Below are 16346 nucleotides of genomic sequence, written 5' to 3' on the forward strand. Positions count from 1 at the left end.
CCCCCCCCCCAGCCGTTTCAGACCTTCGGCTTGGTCGGACTCACTCAGCGGTTGCCGTCGGCGCCTGAGTCGGAGAAGCCGTCAAACCAGTCGCCTCCGCCTCCGCCTCCGCCGATGGCCTCGGCATCCGAGTCACTGTCCTTGTCTTTGTCCTTCTCGCCGCTACCGGTGTCATCGCCGCTGTCATCGCTGCCACCGTCGTCAGACGGCGACGTGGGGACCCCTCCGGGGATGGACGGAATGCTTGGCGACGATGGCTCCTCCGGCGGCTTCTTGGCTACCTTGACCGTGATCTCCGAGCCCTGCTTGACCTCGCTGCCGCCAGCCGATGACTGTTCGAAGACCTTCTTCGCGGGTTCGTCTGCGGTCTCGATCTCTTCGGTGGTGCACCCCAGCTGGTAGTCGTCGCCCTCGAGGATCTCACATGCCTCCTCCGCGGACTTGCCCGTCACATCGGGGACCTCGACCATTCCCGAGGACACGACGAGGTCGACGTTTGAGTCCACATCCACCTCGGAGCTGGCGCCGGGCTTCGTCTCGATGACGACACCCTTCTCCACGTCCGGAGAGTTCTGGGAGATATGCGTGCCTGCCTGGAGCTTGGCGTCGTTGAGGATCTTGCGGGCACTTTGCTCGGATTTGCCGGAGACATCGGGGACCTTGACGCTTTCGGGGCCGGAGGAGATGACCAGCTTCACGACGCTGTCCTGCTCCACCCGCTGGCCGCCGGCGGGATCGGTCTTGATGGCCTTGCCCTCGTCGACGTCCTCGCTGTACGACTCGTCTCTGTCGACTCTCAGGCCCTGTTGGATGAGAGCGGACTCGGCCTCATCGGCGTCCATATTCGCCACGTCAGTGACCTCGACCTGGATGATCTCCGGTGGTTTGTTGATCTCGTAGACCCACAAAGCGATGGCGGCAAGAGCCAACAGCACGAAGATGCTGCCGATCCAGATCCAGGCGCGCGAACGCCTCGGCGGCGGTGGTTCGTCCTGCTTGGCCATGATCGTCGACACGGCACCCGTCTCAGGCTCCACCTCGGCGTCCTGAGCATACTGCGGAGGACCCATCATGGCCCCGGCCATCGGGAACGCCTGGGTGCGATCCATGTCGTCGTCGAAACTCAGGGGACGACCGTCACGAGCCGCGAGGACATCCTCACGGAAGATGTAGGCGTCCTGGTAGCGCTCGTCACGATCCTTCAGCAGCGAATGCATGAGGAGGCGGTCGACCTCGGGGGGAACATTCGGATTGTAGAAGCTCGGAGGCTTCGGCGTCTCGCCCACGTGCTGGTAGGCGACCGCCAGCTGCGAATCTCCGACGAACGGGGGCCGGCCGACGAGGAGTTCATAGAGCAGGCAGGCCGTCGAATACAAGTCCGAACGGGCGTCGACGACCTCACCACGGGCCTGCTCGGGGGACAGGTACTGGGCGGTGCCCACGACCGACTGGGTTTGGGTCAGCCCGCTGTTGTCCTTGAGCGCGCGGGCGATGCCGAAGTCCATGACCTTGATGTCACCCTCGGGGGTGAGCATGACGTTGGCTGGCTTGATATCGCGGTGGACGATTCCGTTGCGGTGGGAATACTCGAGTGGGGCGAGCACACCGGCGACAACGTTGAGCGCTTCGTCGATGGTCAGGGTGCCGTGCTCGTTGAGGACCTCGCGCAGCGTCTGGCCCTCGACATACTCCATGACGATGAAGGGCACGGAGACATTGGAGCCTCCGGTCTCCACGAAGTCCTCTTCGCCCGAGTCGTAGACAGCGACGATGCCCGGATGGTTCAGCCCTGCCGCGGACTGCGCCTCACGCTTGAGACGTGTGTGGAACGAAGGATCACGAGCGAGATCGGACCGCAGAAGCTTGATCGCGACGCGCCGGCCGAGCCGGTTGTCGACGCCCTCGTGCACTTCTGCCATGCCCCCACGGCCGAGGAGCGCACGAACCTCGTACCGCCCCGACAGCACCTTGGGTTCATTCATTCTGGTCCTCCGCTTGGTTCACCCACGTCGTGGGAAAGTACTCCGCATGTCAAGTAGATTACTCGTCTTCTCAGCGCATGGTGTCAGCCAAAGATCGACTCGTCCAAGTCTGTGCCGGCACTGGGATCTTCGCTGCCGCCCCCTCCGGACTGGTTTCCGCCGCCGTCGTCGGAGTTGTCAGACCCGCTGTTCGGGTTCGAACCGCTGTTGTCATTGCCGTTCTGGCCGCCGTTCGGATCGCTGCTCGAGCCCGAGTCGGTGTCAGCTCCGTCGTCTGTGCTGCTCGAGTCGCTGCCCTCGGAATCACTGGTCGAAGCACTGTCGGAATTCGACGAGCCGGTATCGTTCGAGTTGCTGCTCTCGTTGCTCGAGGAGCCCCCATCGTCGTTGCTGCTCGATCCCGATCCATCGTCGCCGCTGGTCTCTGACGGTGTGGGAGTGTTCGAAGGTTCAGGTTCCTCCGTCTCCACCGGCTCTTCGGCCGGGCCAGAGGAGATGTAGAGCGTGACGGTATCGCCCTCTTCGAAGGTGTAGCCGTTGTCGCCCTCACCCACATCGGCGACCGTGCCCGCTGCGCGGGAGGACTCGATGGTCTGGGTCTCGGCTTCCAGCCCCTGCCGTTCGAGGTTCTGAGTCGCCGAGGATTCGGTCAGTCCGATGTAATCGCTCTTGTCGATTTCGATCGTCTTCGCTGCCTGCGAAGTCGTGGGGGCGCTGGTGCTGGGGTCCGGCTCGGGCTCGGCGTTGCCTCCTCCGAGGAAGAACCACAGCAGCGAACCGACGGCGATGAGTGCGACGATCGCGAGGATCCAGATGAGGGCGCGGCCCTTCTTCGACTGCTTCTCGTCGAGCTCCTTGTCCTCTGGGTTCTCAGCGTCGAGTTCGCTGCCATTCGCAGCTCCGGCGCCCGCTGCACCGGCCGCACCTGCACCAGCAATACCTGCGGCAGCTGCACCCGGGTAGGCACGAGTCTCCTCGTTGGACGCCGTGACCGGCATCGCCTTGGTCGTCGGCACGGGTTCGGGGCTGTTGAAGACCTGGGTCAGTGCATCGGAGGCGGCGCTGCCCAGTCGCATCTGCGGCAGAATCTCTTCCGCACCTGCGACATCGCCTGCGGCCAGCGCATCGGCGGCCCGGGATACCGCCATGGCATCCGAGGGCCTGCGTTCGGGCTTCTTCTCAAGCAGGCAGTCGACGAAGCGCCGCAATGGCTCGGACACTGTGTCCGGAAGCGGCGGATGCTGCTGGTTGACCTGGGCGATGGCGATCGCGACCTGCGAGTCACCGGTGAACGGACGTTGCCCGGCCAGTGCCTCATAGGCGATGATGCCCAGAGCGTAGAGGTCGGAGCCGGACCCCGAACCCTTGCCTGTGGCCTGCTCCGGTGCCAGGTACTGGGCGGTGCCCATCACCTGGCCGGTCTTCGTCAGCGGGGCCTGGTCGGTGACGCGGGCGATGCCGAAGTCCGTGATCTTGACCCGGAAGTCCGGGGTCATGAGGATGTTGCCGGGTTTGATGTCGCGGTGGATGACTCCCACCTTGTGGGCCGCCCCCAGCGCCTGCGCGGACTGGGACACGATGCTCAGAGTATCCGTCTCCGACAGGGGTGCGCTGCGCTCGATGATCGCCGACAGTGCCTCACCTGGCACGTACTCCATGACGAGATAAGGGGATCCCTGCTCATCGCCGTAGTCGAAGACACCGGCGATACCGGGGTCCGATGCGCGTCCCATGTTCTGTGCCTCGGCGCGGAACCGCGCGAGGAAGGTCGTATCCGAAAGGTATTCGTCCTTGAGGATCTTCGCCGCAATCTCACGGCCGAGCACGGAGTCGACGCCCTTCCAGACCTCGCCCATGCCGCCCACGGCAATGCGAGAGGTGAGCTTGTATCGGTTTCCCAACAGGGTGCCTTCGACGGGTCTCATTTTTCGACCACCGCTTCCATCATGTCCTTGGCGATCGGTCCTGCGACCGTCGCTCCATAAGCTTCGTTGCCCGCGTTTCCGCCGTTCTCCACGACGACCGCGACTGCGATCTTCGGATCATCGGCTGGGGCGAATGATATGAACCACGCGTGCGGGGCCGCACCGGGTCCGTGCTGTGCGGTGCCGGTCTTCGCGGCGACCTTCGTGCCGTTCATCTTGGCCACCGAGGCGGTTCCGTCCTCGACCACGCCTTCCATCATCGTGGTCAGCTGATCGGCGGTCTTACCCGAAACGGGCCGCGACATCTGCGCTGGGCGCATCTCCTTGATGGGTTCGAGAGTGCTCGCGTTCAGAACCCGGTCGACGAGCTGCGGCTTCATCATCTTGCCGCCGTTGGCGATTCCCGCTGTCATCATCGCCATCTGCATCGGCGTGGACCTGACCTCGTACTGTCCCAGCGAGGACTGAGCCAACTGGGGTGGATTGAGGTCCTTCGGGAACGTGGACGCACTGACGTTGAGCGGAATCTCCATCTCCTGGCCGAATCCGAACTTCTCCGCCTGTTCCTTGATCGCATCCTCGCCCAGATCCATTCCGAGTGAGGCGAATGAGGTGTTGCAGGACTCGGCGAGCGAATCGGCCAGGGACGGGCTTCCGCCGTTGCGGCAGGCGCCCGGATGGGAGTTGCCGATCGTGGAGGTGGTCTGGGGCAGGTCGAGCTCTGCCGGACCGTTCAGCGTCGAATCCGGCTTGTAATCGCCCGATTCCAGCGCGGCCGCAGCCACGAGGACCTTGAACGTCGAGCCCGGTGGGTACAGGTTTCCGCCGATGGCGCGATTATAGGCAGGCTTGTCCTCAGCGTTGTTGAGAGTCTCGAAGGCGGACTGCGCGGTCGAGGAGTCATGACTGGCGATGGGGTTGGGGTCCCAGCCAGGTGTCGAGGCCATGGCGAGGATCTTGCCGGTCTTCGGATCGAGGGCGACCGCTGCACCGTTCTGGTTGCCCAGTCCGTCCCAGGCGGCCTTCTGCACCTTCGGGTCGATGCTCAGCTCCACGGCCGCACCGCGGGGCTGCTCACCTGTGACCAGGCTGCCGACCTTGTCGTAGAACAACGCGTCGGAGTCGCCGGAGAGGTACTCGCCGGAGGCACGCTCCATGCCCGAAGCTCCCGAGACGATGGAGTAGTACCCGGTCATGGAGGCGTAGGCACGGGGATCGAGGCCCTCCGAGCCGTACTTGCGCTGGAACTTGTATTTGTCGTCGACTGGTTCCGAGTAGGCGATCTTCTTGCCGTCGACGAGGATCGGACCCCGGTCGCGAGCCAGCTGGTCGAGGACCTTCCGGTTGTTGAGCGCATTGTTGTTCAGTGAGTCGGCGGTGACGAACTGAACCCAGCTGGTGGAGCTGAACAGGAGCGCGAACATGACGAACCCGACGATGCTGATGTGCTTCAGTGGCTTCTTCATCGTTCACCTCCGGTAGTGCCCAGATTGGTCGTCGGGTCCTCATCGGACCGGTCTGTCTCGAGATCGGCGGCGCCGATGTTGGTCGTCGGCGCATCGTCGCTGGTGGCGCGATTCGTGGCGAGACCGCCAGTCGCGTGTTCGTGTGCTCCCTCGACACGTCTCGTGTCATTGCGATTCCCGGCCGCCCGCGCCGAGGCGGTGGCGTCGTCGGGATCCTCCGTGATCTTGAGGACACCGGTGTGGAACTCCTCCACCGGTCGCCTGGCATTGTCGGAGATGCGCAGGAGCAGCGCGATGATCATCCAGTTTGCGATCAGAGACGACCCGCCTTGGGCGAGGAACGGCGTGGTCAGACCCGTGAGCGGAATGAGGCGGGTGACGCCGCCGACGACGACGAAGACCTGGAGGGCGATCGTGAAGCTCAAGCCCGTGGCCAGCAGGGTGCCGAAACCGTCGCGCAGCTGCTGGGCGGTCTTGATGCCGCGCTGGAAGATGAACAGGTAGCAGAGCAGGATCACGAAGAGCCCCGCCATGCCCAGTTCTTCGCCGAGGCTGGCGTAGATGAAGTCGGATTCGGCATAGGGGACCATGTTGGGTCGGCCCTCACCGAGTCCGGTTCCGGTCAGCCCGCCGTTGGACATGCCGAACAGACCTTGGACCAGCTGGTACGAACCACCAGGGGTTTTGTTGTACTCCTCGGCAGTGAGCGCATTGAGCCAACCGTCGACACGCTGCCCGACGTGGGAGAAGAGGAAGGTCGCCGCGACCGCGCCGGCAGCGAAGAAGCCGAGTCCGAGGATGATCCAGGAGACCTTGCTCGTCGCAACATAGAGCATGGCGACGAACAGGCCGAAGAACAGCAGCGAGGTGCCCAGGTCCCTCTCGAATACGAGGATGCCGACGCTGGCCACCCAAGCGATGATGATGGGACCGAAGTCACGCAGCCGCGGGAAGCGGATGCCGAGGATCTTCGGGCCGGCCAGAACCAACTGGTCACGATAGGACACGAGGTAGCCGGCGAAGAAGATGGCCAGCAGGATCTTGGCGATCTCACCGGGCTGGAAGGACATCGGGCCGACGCCGATCCAGATGCGCGCACCGTTGACCGTCTTGCCAAGGCCGGGAAGCAGCGGGAGCATGAGGAAGATCAGCGCAGCGAACCCCGAGAGGAAGGTGTAGCGGCGCAGCCACCTGTGGTCACCCAAGAAGATGATGATGCCGACGGCCAGAGCGACGCCCAAGGTCATCCAGATCAGCTGGGTGACTCCGCTGTTCTGGTATTCGTCCCGGCCGAGGTCGACGCGGTAGATCATCGCCAGGCCCAGGCCGTTGAGCAGAACTGCGATCGGGATGAGGACAGGGTCGGCGTACTTGGCCTTCCACCACACGACGATGTGGATGATGAGGCCGAGTGCGGCCAACCACGCCGCGTACTGGTAGACATTGGCGGGGATCGTGTCCTCGGTGCCGAGTCCCACGAGGGCGTAGGCGCTCGTGGATACGGCGATGGCGAGGATGAGGAGGCCGAGTTCCGCCAAGCGATAAGGCCGTGGCCGCGCGCCTTGGTTGGGGTTCGCGGACATTATTGTGACTCCTCAGTGATGGCATCACTGGGATCGACCGCTTGGGAACTCGGTGGTGACGGTGCGGGATCGCTGGGGCTCGCGGCGTCTTCCGCATTGCCCGAGACAGTGCCGGACTTGTCGGCTTCCTGACGCAGGTTCTCGATGATGCGATCGGCCTCGTCGCGGGAGTCAGCCTGGATGGAGCCGCGCAGACGATCCTGCGAAAAGCTGTTGAGGGTACCGACCTCGATGTCGGTGGTGTCCTCGAGCTGGCTGAGTTCGATGGGTCCCAAGGTGGTGTCGAGGCCCCGATAGAGGGTGACTTTCCCATCGAGATTCGTCAGGTAGTAGTGGTTGTTCATGTAGTTGTAGGCGAAGAATCCGCCTACGGCGATCGCGACGATGACGATGGCCGCGATGATCCAACCCAGGTAGGACCGCTTTTCGACCTCGTCGTCGTCAGCGTCGAGGTCATCCTCCTCGGTGAGTTCGTCCCTGTCGGACGTCTCCGTGTCGGTGCGCTGGGAGGGTGGGACCACCTCGGCGGTGGGCTCCTGCTTATCGGAGTCGGACACCGCCTGCAGGGGAACGGTGTCGGTGGGGATGTCGCCGTTGCCGTAGTGGGGCTGAGTCTCCGTGGTGGCTTCGTCGACGTCGGGGTTCGTGCCGATCGTGGCGTACTTCGGGTTGAGGTGGACGGAGCCGACGGAGCTGCCGTGCACGGTGTCGACGGTGCCCTCGAGCACGTCGCCGATGACGACGGTGACGTTGTCGGCACCGCCCCCTGCCAGGGCCAGGTCGATGAGCTGACGGCAGCATTCGTCGGGATCGGAGACCTCGGTGAGGATGCGGGCGATGTCGTCGATGTCCGCGAAGCCGGTCAGTCCGTCCGAGCACAGCATCCAGCGGTCGCCGACGTGGGCTTCTCGCAGAGTGAGGTCGAGATCGGGGGAGGCTCCGACGTCGCCGAGGACCTTCATGACGACCGATCGCTGCGGGTGGGTCTCCGCCTCGTCAGCGGTGATGCGACCTTCGTCGACGAGCATCTGGACGAAGGTGTGGTCGTGGGTGACGGTCTGAAGTTCCCCGTCGCGCAGCACGTAGCCGCGGGAGTCGCCGATGTGGGCGAGTGCGAACCGGTTGCCCGGTGCCCTCAGCAGAGCGGTGACCGTGGTGCCCATGCCGGCGAGCTCGGGTTGTTCGGCGACACCGCGGCAGATGCGGTCATTGGCCTCGAGGATCGAGGTGCGCAGGATCTCCAGAGCGTCCTCGCCGCTGGGTTCCCGATCGAGGTCGGCGAGGCGGGAGACGGTGATCGCCGAGGCGACGTCCCCGCCTGCGTGACCGCCCATTCCGTCAGCGATGAGTAAGAAATTCGGTCCCGCATAGCCGGAATCCTGGTTGTTCTTACGCACCAGCCCGGTGTGAGACCGGGCTGCTGAACGGAGGGTGATCGTACCGTCGGTCGTCACGATTGGGTCTCCAGCGTCGTATGGCCGATGGTGATCTGGGTGCCGATCCGCAGACTGATGGGCGAATGCATGGGCGAGCCGTCGACGATCGTCCCGTTCGTCGAGCCCAGATCCTCAAGGACCCAGGAGCCGTTGGCGGCCACGATTCGCGCATGATGGCTGGAGGCGAAATCGTCATTGATGACGATCGAGTTGTCCGGCGCACGCCCGAAGGTCACCGGCGCCCCGGAGAGGGCGATCAAGGTCCCGGTCAAGGGCCCACCGGTGACACGGACAGATCCCGGATGCGCTTGAGACCTCGCGGGAGCAGGTGTCGGCGCGGGGACCGGTGCTGGTCTGCTCGGTGCCGGGCTCGGAGCTGCGTTACGGGAGGCTCTGCCACCTCGGCGAGACTTCCTGGGGGCCTTTTTGGCACCGAAGATGTCGCGTCTGAGGACACCGGCCACTCCGAGCACGAAGAGCCAGAGGATGATGAAGAAGGCGAACCGGAAGACGGTGACGGTGAATTCGCTCACTGGGCGTCCTGTTCGATCTCGTGGTAGCGCACCTCTGCATCTCCGGCCATGAGGACATCACCGTCGGCGAGGTTCGCCGAGGTGAGCTTGCGGCCGCGCAGAAGTGTTCCGTTGGTCGATCCGAGGTCGTTGGCGACCGCGTGATCGCGCTCGACGGTGATCTCGAAGTGCCGGCGGGAGACGCCGGGGTCGTCGATGACGTAATCGGAGCTGGATGAGGAGCGTCCGAAGACGTTCGTGCCCTGGTGCAGTGCGTAGTCCTGTCCGTGGATGGTGACGCTCGCATCGATCGTGCGCGATCTGGACGGTGCGGCCTGGCGCACTGGCGCTGGTGTGGGTTCCGGGGTGCGCCTGGGCGGGACCGGACGGGAACCGGAGTTGGCCTGTCCTTCACCCACGATGTTGTGTGAGCGGGACACGGGGTCGTAGCCGCCGCGGTTGGCCGGTTGGGCTGCGGGCGATCCGTCGGGACGCTGTGTGCTTGAGACGACACGGTACATTCCGGTGTCGAGATCTTCTGCTTCGACGAATTCGACGGAGACGGGACCGACGAAGCTGTAGGCCTGCTCGACCGCGTGATCACCGATCACCTGTCGCAGGTCCGAGCGGAGTTCATTCTCAAGCCCCGAGAGCCGGTCGAAATCTGTGGGTGACAGCTCGATGCTGTAGTGGTTGGCGGTCAGTGTCCGTCCGCGCGAGACGACTGCGGCCTTGTTATCGGCTTCGCGTCGCAGTGAGCCGGCCAGCTCGACCGGTTCCACCTGTGAGCGGAACGCTTTGGCGAAGGCGCCGTTGACGACATTCTCCAATCCCTTCTCGAAACGATCGAGAATCCCCATGGCACCTCCTCATCCAGGTGTCGTGCGCGTGACGAACGTTTCGCCACCAGCCCGGACTGTGCGTCCGAGCGAGTCTGTCTAGGTGATTCCACGCTCGGAAAAGGACACCGAGATGGAGACACCAACACCCAATCCTAACGCGGTGAAGCTCTCAACTCACGTCACTGGGTATTTCGGGGCCGAGGTCTGCTCGGATTCCCGGCGGTCGTCCAGCTTAGGGGTTGTCGCTGAGTACTCCTTGAGCCTCTGACGAGCGCCGATGTCATGGGAGATGAGGCGTGCGTCACCTCAGACGCGAAGCGGACGGGCATCGAATGTGAACGTCGACACGTTTCGGGCGTTTCGGCTGAGCTCGGTTTCATTCTTCGGGGTCGCGATGCTAGAGTTTTCTCTTGTTCGCGCGAGTGGCGGAATTGGTAGACGCGCTGGCTTCAGGTGCCAGTGATCGCAAGGTCGTGGGGGTTCAAGTCCCCCCTCGCGCACAGTGAACAACAGCCCTTCACCAGGGTCCTTCGGGGCCACGGTGGAGGGCTGTTTCGCGTCTGCATACGTGTGAGGTGCCCCCCTGAGAGTTGAGAGGCGATCGAAGGAGGTCACGCTGAGTAGGCCTGAACCAGCTGAGTTTGACTTCGACTGTGGACTTCCACCCTCACGCCGGTCGCCGTGGGTGGGTTCTGCAGCAGTGGGCAGGATCTGTCCGATCCATCAGGATTCGAGAAGTGCCGCCTCGCGGACACAAGTACTGTGGGGATACGGATGGCCCACAGCAAGTCGAAGTGAGGAACGCGCGATGTCCCCCAACGCCACAGACGACAGCAATGCCAGAGACGATGGATTCTCTGACCAGGAGCGCGCGGCGATCAAAGATCGGGCAAAGGAGCTCAAGACCCAGGCGAAGCGACGCAAGTTTGAGGACAAGGCCGCCTCCAAGGCCGCGGCGAACGAGGCCGACCTGCTGGCGAAGATCGAGCAGATGCCCGCCGGTGATCGTGAGATGGCCGAACGTCTCCATTCGATCGTCGGCTCCGTCGCACCGGATCTGGCGCCCAAGCTCTATTACGGACAGCCCGGGTATGCCCGGAAGGGGAAGGTCATCTGCTTCTTCCGCAGCGGAGGGATGGACAAGGACCGCTACTCCACATTCGGGTTCAGCCCGGAAGCCGCACTCGACAACCCGGATGGATTCTGGCCGACCTCCTACGCCTTGGAGGATCCGAGTGAGGCTGCGTGGGAGACCATCGCGGACCTCATCAGGTCAGCGACCGCCTGATGACCCTGGGTGGATGACATGCTCCCAAGCGTTCTCACAAGCTGTCTTCTCCTTGCGATCGTCCTCAACGGGCTGTTGGCCGGACTGTTCTTCGCCTTCAGCATCGCCGTCATCCCGGGCTTCCGACGCGTCGATGACAGTACCTACGTCCGATCCTTCCGGGCGATCAACACTGCAATCCTCAATCCACTGTTCCTGCTCGTGTTCTGTCTGGCACCCTTGTCGGCTGTGGCAACTGTGGTCCTTCGGCTGTGGGGCGGAGGTGCGGAACCCGGGCTGTGGCTGGTGATCGCGGCTCTCTGTTCGGTGTTGACCTTCGTCATCACTGCCGGCGCGAATGTTCCCCTCAACAACGCCTTGGACAGGTCAGAAGTCGACACCGAGGCACGTCAGAGGTTCGAGTCTCGCTGGAATCGGTGGAACCATGCTCGGACTCTCACCAGCATCGGTGCGTTCGCCTGCTTCACTGCTGGAATGGGTCTCGGCTAGATGCCCCGGATGCCCCGATGACCGAGAGCAGCTGAAGCTTCTCGCTGGAATCGCTGCCGAGTTCGGTCATGACCCCACCGAAGCGGCAGACGACCGACGACGGCTTCGAGCTCCAGTTCGGCTCCGACCACCTCGGCCACGTCGCACTTGTCGGTCGTCTGCTCTCACTGTTGAGAGAGGTGCGGGCGCAAGTGACTTCGCAGGTCAGCATCGCGGCCAACCGAGGCGGCATCAACTGGGAGACGCCCTATGACCGAATGAGGGCCTACAAGTGAAGTGAGAAGTCACCCTGAGTCCTGGGAGCGCAGTCTGCCGAGGTCAATCCTGACAGCGATCGCCAGCACAGCCGTCGGCCTCGTGTTCGCCGGTGAGCACAGACACTGGAGCGGCGCAGCAGGCGTCCCCGCGCCACGCCTCGATACCCTCTCTGATGGCGAAGACGGCGATCACGAGAGCAGCGAGTGAGTCCGCCCATGCCCACCCGAGGATGCTGTTGAGCAGCAATCCTGCGAGCAGAGCGGCAGAGAGATATGTGCAGATCAGGGTCTGTTTGGAATCTGCGATCGCCGAGGCGGACCCGAGTTCGCGCCCCGTGCGACGTTCGAACCAGCTGAGGAACGGCATGACGAGAAGGCTCAGGGCGGCGATGACGATGCCGACGGTGGAATGCTCTGGATCGCGCCAACCGGTCAGGGAAGCGATCGCATCGACGCTGACGTAGATTGCCAGGGCGAAGAAGGACACCGCGATCACGCGCAGGGCCGTCTTCTCCCTTCTCTCGGGGTCGGGCGCTGCGAATTGCCATGCCACGGCTGCCGCAGAGAGGACTTCGACGATCGAGTCGAGTCCGAAGCCGATGAGAGCCGCCGAGGAGGCTGCCCCACCTGCGATGAGAGCCACAACGGCCTCGATGACGTTCCACGTGATGGTGATGGCCACGACGATCCTGATGCGTCGACGCAGAACCTGTATGCGCGGTGGAGCTATGGGAACAGCCGTGTTGCTCACGCCTTGGCCCGATTGTCACGGTCGTCGGCAGGTTCGCGATCGCAGCAGCCGGGCACGGTGCAGGAGGGGTTGAGGCAGGGGGCGCTCTCGTCGACTGCGAGAGTGACGTCGAGCAGACTGTTGAGGGCCGAGCTGATGTGGGGATCCGCGATCTCGTATCTGGTCTGTCGCCCCTGCGCCTCGGCCACGACTATTCCGCATCCGCGCAGACAGGCGAGATGATTTGAGACGTTCGTCCTGGTCAGATCCAGATCGCGCGCGAGCTGCGCAGGATATCCGGGACAGTCCAACAGCGAGAGCAGGATTCGCGAGCGGGTTGAATCGGCCATGGCCCGACCCAGACGGTTCATCACGTCGACGCGAGAAGCAATGGTCAGCATATGCTGACCATACAGTATGCGCTGACCTATATCGAGAGGGCTGAACGTATTCGTCGGCCTGTTGGATCCTGCACGACAACGAAATTCACCGGCTCCGGACAGCGCAGAACACGACATTTGCGGGCCGGATCTCACTCTGTCCTGCACAGGCAGTAGTTTGGTTCCATGACCTCACCCGATTCTGCCCCCGCTGCGTGGTGTGTGATCGGCCGTGCGCCCGATCGTGCCCTTGGCGGCATTCGGGGTATGGGTTCGATGATCGCCGTCGTCGACCTCGACGATGCCAGGCAGCGGATCGGGCGCCACCACCTCGGCGTGGATGAGCTGCCGGAATTCGTGCGAAGCCGAGAAGCAGAGGGCCGGCCCAGGTGGGTCTTCAGCGACACTCCGAATTGGTACCCAGCCCTGTTGGCCGCCGGGGTGCAGATCGAACGCTGCTATGACCTGCGACTGACCCACGCGATACTCATGCGCTCGGAACTCGTGACCGACCGCGGAGGGGTTGCGGCCGCCGAAGAATGGGAGGCGGGCCCCGTGAGCGCCCCGACCGCGCCCGAGGCGGAGGCGCTCTTCGAAGTCACCGAACGACGCAGCCACATCAAAACGGTCCCGCACGACATCGAGTCTGCGCTCGCCGAATTCTCCCGTCAGTCCACCGCCGTGCAGACTGCCTCCGATCCCGGCCGGCTGCGTCTGCTGCTCGCCGCGGAATCCGCCGGTGGGCTCGTGGCCGCGGAGATGCAGGCGGCCGGAGTGCCCTGGGACGTCGCCGAACACGACCGAATCCTCGCTGAGGAGCTCGGGCCCCGTCCTGCGCGGGATGCGAAGCCTGCGAAGATGCTCGCCGTCGCCGAGGAGGTCAGAGCCGCTCTCGACGATCCGCGGGCCAATCTCGACTCCCACGTCAAACTCCTCCACTCCCTGCATGCCGCCGGAATCAATGTCGCCTCGACGTCGAAATGGGAGCTCGAGCAGAGCGAACACCCCGCCATCGCACCCTTGCTGCAGTACAAGAAGCAGTCACGTCTGCTGACTGCCAACGGTTGGCATTGGCTCGACGAATGGGGCTCCGAGGGCCGGTACCGTCCCGTCTACGTGCCCGGAGGAGTCGTCACCGGTCGCTGGGCAGCCAGCGGCGGCGGTGCTCTCCAGATTCCCCGTCAGCTGCGACCGGCACTGCGCGCGGACCCCGGCTGGCGGCTGATCTCGGCCGATGTCGCCCAGCTGGAGCCACGGGCGCTCGCCGCCATGTCCGGGGACGCAGCTATGGCCGAGGCCGGTCGTGGCCGTGACCTGTACTCCGGACTCGTCGCCGAAGGCATCGTCGGCACCCGACAGGAGGCGAAGATCGCCGTGCTCGGCGCCATGTACGGTTCCACGACCGGTGACAGCGGCAGACTCGTGCCCCGCCTGCGCACGAGCTTTCCCGCCGCGATGGGCCTGGTCGATTCCGCCGCCGAGGTGGGTTCACGCGGAGGAGTCGTGTCCACGTGGTTGGGCAGGACCTCACCGGCGCCAGGCGAAGGGTGGCGTCGTCTCCAGTCGGCGGCGAACCAGTTCGACGCCACCCAACAGGACGAGAACCGTGCCCGGCGCGCCGCCGGTGACCAGGGACGCTTCACTCGCAACTTCGTCGTCCAGGGAACCGCCGCCGAATGGGCACTGGCCTGGCTGGCCGACCTGAGACTGCGGCTGTCACGGCTGCCGGTCGTCGATGACCGAAAACCTGGAATCACCTCGGCAGTCGGGAGCGACGGTGGCACCACCTCGGCGGGGGAGGCGATGGGGAACGCGGCGACGGCCTCGGGGCCGGTGTTCTCACGACGAGCTCACCTGGTGTTCTTCCTCCACGATGAGGTCATCGTGCATGCCCCAGCCCAGCAGGCCGAAGCCGCGGCGGAGGCGATCAGGGAAGCGGCCGCCTCGGCGGGGAAGCTCCTGTTCGGCAACGCACCGGTCGACTTTCCTCTCGATCTCACGATCTCCGAGCGGGCGGCCAAGGGCTGACGTCGGGCGCACATCTCGGGACGGGCTCTGAGGCCCACCTCACGACAGATAAGTGCCCGCGCATGGAATAGGACCCGCGTGATGCGTGTTTGGGTTGTGGCACTGTGCCCACAATCGGCACCGGAGTCCATCTTCAGCAACGGAAACACCACTGACTTCGAGGAGTTCACATGAGCATCACCGTCAAGGCACTGCAGAAGACCGGCCCCGACCAGCCGTTCCAGGTTGCCAACATCGAACGCCGCGACCCACGGGCCGATGACGTGGTCATCGACATCAAGGCCGCCGGAATCTGCCACAGCGACATCCACACCATCCGCAACGAATGGGGCGAGGCGCACTTCCCCCTGACCGTAGGCCACGAGATCGCAGGCGTCGTCGAGGCCGTCGGCTCCGACGTCACCGACTGGAAGGTCGGCGATCGCGTGGGCGTGGGCTGCATGGTCAACTCGTGCGGAGAGTGTGAGGAGTGCCGGGCAGGGCAGGAACAGAACTGCCTCAAGGGCCAGGTCGGGACCTACAACTCCACCGACGTCGACGACACCATCACCCAGGGCGGCTACGCCGAGAAGGTCGTCGTCAACGAGCGCTTCGTCTGCCGTATCCCCGACGCTCTCGACTTCGACGTTGCGGCCCCGCTGCTCTGCGCCGGCATCACCACCTATGCGCCGCTCAACCGCTGGGGCGCAGGTGAGAGCAAGGACGGAGCACCGAAGAAGGTCGCCATTCTGGGACTCGGCGGACTCGGCCACATGGGTGTCCAGATCGCCGTTGCCATGGGCGCGGACGTCACCGTCCTCTCCCGCACCCTGAATAAGGAGAAGGCGGCGCTCAAGCTCGGCGCGAAGCAGATGCTCGCGACGACAGAGGAGGACTTCTTCAGCAAGCACCGCGGAGAATTCGACCTCATCCTCAATACGATCAGCGCGGACATTCCCGTCGACAAGTACCTGAGTCTGCTCAAGGCCCGAGGAGTCATGACCGTCGTCGGTATGCCTCCGGAGAAGCAGCCGCTGTCCTTCGCCTCCGTGATCGGCGGCGCCAAGGTGCTGGCCGGATCGATGATCGGCGGCATCGCCGAGACACAGGAGATGCTCGACTTCTGCGCGAAGCACGACATCGCCGCCACAATCGAGACCGTGAGCATCGACGAAGCGGATGCGACCTATGACCGCGTCGTCGCCGGCGACGTCTACTTCCGTGCCGTCATCGACACCGCAACATTTGAGGGCGCCGAGGTGACCGCGCTCGCCTGATTGCTGAGGTGAAGGGGCCGTTTCGCTGATTATTCAGCGAGGCGGCCCCTTTTCTGCAATGCAGCCTGTCCCTGCGCTGGAACCGCTCACGCCGGTCCTCGGGGTGGTTCTCAGCGATGAGGATCGACGAACTCAGTGCCCGATTCGTCGGCTGAACGGTCGAGGCCCCGGG

The 16346-nt window shown here is 64.3% G+C and carries 13 protein-coding genes, 1 tRNA gene and 1 pseudogene; 6 read left to right on the top strand and 9 right to left on the bottom strand.

Annotation, left to right across the window (positions count from 1 at the left end):
- Positions 1 to 44: 44 nt before the first annotated feature.
- The 7 genes from pknB to ACE03M_RS16070 form a co-directional block, all read right to left on the bottom strand.
- On the bottom strand, positions 45 to 1982 hold the full coding sequence (pknB, locus tag ACE03M_RS16040; protein WP_485935025.1) for a Stk1 family PASTA domain-containing Ser/Thr kinase: 1938 nt from the start codon (positions 1980 to 1982) through the stop codon (positions 45 to 47).
- Positions 1983 to 2065: 83 nt separating this feature from the next.
- Positions 2066 to 3907 carry a protein kinase domain-containing protein gene (locus tag ACE03M_RS16045; RefSeq protein ID WP_485935027.1) on the bottom strand — a complete coding sequence of 614 codons (1842 nt, stop codon included), beginning with the start codon at positions 3905 to 3907 and terminating at the stop codon, positions 2066 to 2068.
- Positions 3904 to 5373 carry a peptidoglycan D,D-transpeptidase FtsI family protein gene (locus tag ACE03M_RS16050; RefSeq protein WP_143922778.1) on the bottom strand — a complete coding sequence of 490 codons (1470 nt, stop codon included), beginning with the start codon at positions 5371 to 5373 and terminating at the stop codon, positions 3904 to 3906. Before ACE03M_RS16050 ends, ACE03M_RS16045 begins: the two co-directional genes overlap by 4 nt.
- Entirely contained in the window at positions 5370 to 6956 is a 1587-nt protein-coding gene (locus tag ACE03M_RS16055) for an FtsW/RodA/SpoVE family cell cycle protein (protein WP_485935030.1), read from the bottom strand. The genes ACE03M_RS16050 and ACE03M_RS16055 overlap by 4 nt, the downstream gene beginning before the upstream one ends.
- Positions 6956 to 8410, bottom strand: coding sequence for a PP2C family protein-serine/threonine phosphatase (locus ACE03M_RS16060; RefSeq protein ID WP_485935032.1), 1455 nt, complete (start codon positions 8408 to 8410; stop codon positions 6956 to 6958). Before ACE03M_RS16060 ends, ACE03M_RS16055 begins: the two co-directional genes overlap by 1 nt.
- Positions 8407 to 8925 carry an FHA domain-containing protein FhaB/FipA gene (locus ACE03M_RS16065; protein ID WP_485935033.1) on the bottom strand — a complete coding sequence of 173 codons (519 nt, stop codon included), beginning with the start codon at positions 8923 to 8925 and terminating at the stop codon, positions 8407 to 8409. The genes ACE03M_RS16060 and ACE03M_RS16065 overlap by 4 nt, the downstream gene beginning before the upstream one ends.
- Positions 8922 to 9764 (bottom strand): FHA domain-containing protein, encoded by an 843-nt coding sequence (locus ACE03M_RS16070; protein ID WP_143922782.1) that lies wholly within the window; start codon positions 9762 to 9764, stop codon positions 8922 to 8924. Before ACE03M_RS16070 ends, ACE03M_RS16065 begins: the two co-directional genes overlap by 4 nt.
- A gap of 398 nt (positions 9765 to 10162) precedes the next feature.
- Between ACE03M_RS16070 and ACE03M_RS16075 the strand changes: the two genes are divergently transcribed.
- The 4 genes and pseudogenes from ACE03M_RS16075 to ACE03M_RS16090 form a co-directional block, all read left to right on the top strand.
- Positions 10163 to 10246: transfer RNA gene (locus ACE03M_RS16075), tRNA-Leu, on the top strand.
- A 308-nt stretch (positions 10247 to 10554) separates the two neighbouring features.
- Positions 10555 to 11034 carry a DUF1801 domain-containing protein gene (locus ACE03M_RS16080; protein WP_485935036.1) on the top strand — a complete coding sequence of 160 codons (480 nt, stop codon included), beginning with the start codon at positions 10555 to 10557 and terminating at the stop codon, positions 11032 to 11034.
- A gap of 18 nt (positions 11035 to 11052) precedes the next feature.
- Entirely contained in the window at positions 11053 to 11523 is a 471-nt protein-coding gene (locus ACE03M_RS16085) for an anthrone oxygenase family protein (protein ID WP_485935037.1), read from the top strand.
- A gap of 59 nt (positions 11524 to 11582) precedes the next feature.
- Positions 11583 to 11795, top strand: a pseudogene (locus ACE03M_RS16090) (short chain dehydrogenase); the annotation flags it as partial.
- A gap of 46 nt (positions 11796 to 11841) precedes the next feature.
- On the opposite strand, the gene ACE03M_RS16095 reads toward ACE03M_RS16090, so the two are convergent.
- Positions 11842 to 12531, bottom strand: a complete 690-nt coding sequence (locus ACE03M_RS16095; RefSeq protein WP_485935039.1) for a cation efflux transmembrane domain-containing protein — start codon at positions 12529 to 12531, stop codon at positions 11842 to 11844.
- A complete protein-coding gene (gene cmtR / locus ACE03M_RS16100; RefSeq protein WP_143922786.1) occupies positions 12528 to 12911 on the bottom strand; it encodes a Cd(II)/Pb(II)-sensing metalloregulatory transcriptional regulator CmtR in 384 nt (127 codons plus the stop codon). Before cmtR ends, ACE03M_RS16095 begins: the two co-directional genes overlap by 4 nt.
- A gap of 165 nt (positions 12912 to 13076) precedes the next feature.
- Here cmtR and ACE03M_RS16105 point away from each other — a divergent pair, with 165 nt between their 5' ends.
- Both ACE03M_RS16105 and ACE03M_RS16110 read left to right on the top strand, forming a co-directional pair.
- On the top strand, positions 13077 to 14918 hold the full coding sequence (locus ACE03M_RS16105; protein WP_485935041.1) for a bifunctional 3'-5' exonuclease/DNA polymerase: 1842 nt from the start codon (positions 13077 to 13079) through the stop codon (positions 14916 to 14918).
- Between the two features lie 170 nt (positions 14919 to 15088).
- Positions 15089 to 16174: an NAD(P)-dependent alcohol dehydrogenase gene (locus ACE03M_RS16110; protein WP_485935042.1), complete on the top strand. Its 1086-nt coding sequence runs from the start codon at positions 15089 to 15091 to the stop codon at positions 16172 to 16174.
- Positions 16175 to 16346 lie beyond the last annotated feature (172 nt).

The organism is Brevibacterium sp. AGC70 (genome assembly GCF_057334195.1).

Excerpts from the sequence above, each read along its gene's own strand:
- ACE03M_RS16105 (WP_485935041.1), top strand. The coding sequence starts at position 13,077 with ATGACCTCACCCGATTCTGCCCCCGCTGCGTGGTGTGTGATCGGCCGT.
- cmtR (WP_143922786.1), bottom strand. The coding sequence starts at position 12,911 with ATGCTGACCATTGCTTCTCGCGTCGACGTGATGAACCGTCTGGGTCGG.
- ACE03M_RS16110 (WP_485935042.1), top strand. The coding sequence starts at position 15,089 with ATGAGCATCACCGTCAAGGCACTGCAGAAGACCGGCCCCGACCAGCCG.
- ACE03M_RS16045 (WP_485935027.1), bottom strand. The coding sequence starts at position 3,907 with ATGAGACCCGTCGAAGGCACCCTGTTGGGAAACCGATACAAGCTCACC.
- ACE03M_RS16055 (WP_485935030.1), bottom strand. The coding sequence starts at position 6,956 with ATGTCCGCGAACCCCAACCAAGGCGCGCGGCCACGGCCTTATCGCTTG.
- ACE03M_RS16085 (WP_485935037.1), top strand. The coding sequence starts at position 11,053 with ATGCTCCCAAGCGTTCTCACAAGCTGTCTTCTCCTTGCGATCGTCCTC.
- ACE03M_RS16080 (WP_485935036.1), top strand. The coding sequence starts at position 10,555 with ATGTCCCCCAACGCCACAGACGACAGCAATGCCAGAGACGATGGATTC.
- pknB (WP_485935025.1), bottom strand. The coding sequence starts at position 1,982 with ATGAATGAACCCAAGGTGCTGTCGGGGCGGTACGAGGTTCGTGCGCTC.
- ACE03M_RS16050 (WP_143922778.1), bottom strand. The coding sequence starts at position 5,373 with ATGAAGAAGCCACTGAAGCACATCAGCATCGTCGGGTTCGTCATGTTC.
- ACE03M_RS16070 (WP_143922782.1), bottom strand. The coding sequence starts at position 9,764 with ATGGGGATTCTCGATCGTTTCGAGAAGGGATTGGAGAATGTCGTCAAC.